The organism is Nostoc sp. 'Peltigera membranacea cyanobiont' 232 (assembly GCF_002245985.1).
GTDB lineage: Bacteria > Cyanobacteriota > Cyanobacteriia > Cyanobacteriales > Nostocaceae > Nostoc.
Genome location: NZ_NOLK01000355.1, coordinates 1 through 2,045 on the forward strand (window position 1 = coordinate 1; position 2,045 = coordinate 2,045).

The following is a 2,045-nucleotide window of genomic DNA, read 5'->3' on the forward strand; positions in this document are numbered from 1 at the left end:
TTTCTCTCCCACCATTTTCATGATTATCATTATTGTATTATTCTCTCGGCAAGTATACTACACAATAATTGTTCAAGGTCGCGGATGCTTTAAGGCTGACAAGATAATATTTTTAACCTCTAATTCCATTTGGTTTGCGTTCTCTCATATCGCTTTTAGTCTAAACTCCAGCTATAAAGTATGGACTGCAAGTGCGACCAATGAAGGGTATAGTTTTACAGATGCGGAAAAACATAGTAGTCTCCACCTTTCCACTTGCTTCATCAATATTCCAAACAACTTGCTTAAAGCTGGAGCCAAAGGGGTTTCGACCAGTAGGCTCTTTACCATCATTAAGAGCTTTTAAAATGCCAAATCCACCATTGACCTTTTGAAATTTCCCGGATATCCACTGTGTTCCAGTAGTCTTACCAATGCCTGACATTTCCGTATGAGCGCAATTATTTTGTAGACAGGGAACATTAAAGCCATCTTGGTAGCTACCAGATATAGAGCGGGTACGGTTAGCCTCAATATCTCCCAATGGCAGATCAACTTTGGCAACAAATGAAAGGTCAAGTGTTCGCAGTCCTGGCAAATTATCCCATGTCAAAGTTGATAGTCCAGGTACTCCATTAATTTTGGAGTCTTGCCAATTCTCAAATCTATTAATAGATGTGTTTTCAATGCCGGAAATAGATGTTAGTGAGTAATTTTTTAAATTTATTACTCTTCCTAATTGAACGTCACGTAAACGAGAATTTCGGCTGGCGTTACCTATTGTGCCCCCAGTAATTCCAAATCTTCTCAAAAAATCGCTCACAGGTTTAACACTTGTAATATTTCTATTACCTAAGCCAGGGATCGCTTCGGTTAAAGATGGTAAAGTTTGCCATTGAGTTAATTGAAAATCATCTAATGTTAACCCACTTAAATTGATTCCTTGTGCTGAAGCTATGGTTGAGAGATTTAAATTTTCTATTGCTAATTGAGGTGTTTCAAAATCTCCCAGTTCCATAAACTCGCTAATGCTTTGTCCTGCCGTCCAAGCTCTAGTTTCTGTACCTCTTGTGCCTGGGTAGGTAACACTGCTACTTACAGAAATAATCATGTCGCTGAATTTCAAACGCGACCAATCAGGAGTAAACCCATTAGGGGAATTGATAACGGGTACTTGTCCTGAAGCCTTGGGCAGCAAAAAGCCGACAACTTGATTCAATAGCCCATATCTTATGAAACTATGAAGAAACAAGCTACCTACTAAACTCAAAAAGATTAAGTAACGTAAGGCGTTATCATTGAGGCGAAAAGATGATTTCATAAACTATTACCTTGCGTTCAATTATCAGAACTCTTACTCAAAGCAATTAATTTGTTAACTAAGTTTTGAGAGATATAAGCCTTATTAGCAGCAGTAGAAATGTCATCACCTGCTTGTAAATAACCGATTAACTTTTGCAAGCGCTGGTGTAGTTCATCTTGCTGATTCATCCATCCACTTTTAATAGCTACAACAATCCCGCCTCGAATTTGGTTAATTGTTTGCTGTGTTTTAACTAATGATTGCAATTGAGGCTTCGGGACTGTTTGTTCTCGTGCCACATCAGCCTTGATCGCCACTTGACTATATTTAGGAGTGCCATTACTTGTTGCTAGTCGAAAACTGTAAGTCTTGCGTTCACCAGAGGATGACTGCGTAATTACTGTTAACAAAGTGGTAGATGTTTGCGGTATTCCGGGAATGTTTACTCTCTTGATCCGCCGCAGATGAATCAGCCCAGCACCTCCTTTAGAGCAATTCTGATCCAGTCCCTCTAAGCAACCATCTGTGTCAAGCAGAATTTGCGACGGATCATCTAACCAGACTTTTTTGATAGTTTGTCTCCCTCATCACTTTCTTGGGCTTGTTCAGTGGTGGGTATTTCCTGCGTTTTCAGAGCAATCTTTGGTGCTGGTGCGGGATTGAAAACACCATTGAGCATCAAAAATATTGCTAAAAATCCAACTCCAAAAGGGACAGCAATTATTGCTAGTCTTGACCAAGGAGAAGTGACAATTGTGTGCTT

General features: G+C 39.6%; 2 protein-coding genes and 1 pseudogene. All 3 read right to left on the reverse strand.

What is annotated here, in order from left to right:
- Positions 1-160: 160 nt before the first annotated feature.
- Positions 161-1,300: a hypothetical protein gene (locus tag CDG79_RS40245; protein ID WP_094347014.1), complete on the reverse strand. Its 1,140-nt coding sequence runs from the start codon at positions 1,298-1,300 to the stop codon at positions 161-163.
- A gap of 17 nt (positions 1,301-1,317) precedes the next feature.
- The gene (locus tag CDG79_RS40250; protein WP_223278667.1) at positions 1,318-1,692 is read right to left on the reverse strand and encodes a hypothetical protein; all 375 of its coding nucleotides are present in this window, start codon (positions 1,690-1,692) and stop codon (positions 1,318-1,320) included.
- 143 nt (positions 1,693-1,835) lie between these two features.
- Positions 1,836-2,045: pseudogene (locus CDG79_RS40255) on the reverse strand (TrbI/VirB10 family protein); the annotation flags it as partial.

Coding starts and splice junctions, on each gene's coding strand:
- CDG79_RS40245 (WP_094347014.1), bottom strand. CDS start 1,300: ATGAAATCATCTTTTCGCCTCAATGATAACGCCTTACGTTACTTAATC.